Source organism: Pelomicrobium sp. G1 (assembly GCF_051905455.1).
Lineage (GTDB): Bacteria > Pseudomonadota > Gammaproteobacteria > Burkholderiales > UBA6910 > Pelomicrobium.
In genome coordinates this window covers 1-303 of sequence record NZ_JBQACR010000259.1, presented here as the reverse complement: position 1 = coordinate 303, position 303 = coordinate 1, and the positions used below count along the sequence as shown (strand labels likewise).

The window sequence follows — 303 nt, the reverse complement described above, 5'->3', positions numbered from 1 at the left end:
CCCCGCGGTGCGGGCCTTCGTTCAGGTGGGGCCTCAATGGAGAGAGGTGCCCACCGCGGAGCCCCCAGAAGCGCGCCTGACCGAGGGCATGGTCATTCCCCTTGAAGAGCGGATCACGGTGGAGAGGGTCGTAGACATCCAGGTCGAAGACTATTTCGAGCTCCTGCCCGGCTACATGCATGTGAAGTTCGACAACACCATGCTGGTGGCGCTGGGATCGGAGCCCAAGGACGAGAGAGAAATCGTGGAGCGCACCGATAACTATTACGTGCACCTGAAGCCTCATGGTGCGGACGACGAGCG

At 61.7% G+C, this 303-nt stretch carries 1 pseudogene; it reads left to right on the top strand.

The annotated features are described in order from the left end of the window. Nucleotides 1-46 precede the first annotated feature (46 nt). Nucleotides 47-303: pseudogene (locus ACTFO6_RS18415) on the top strand (hypothetical protein); the annotation flags it as partial.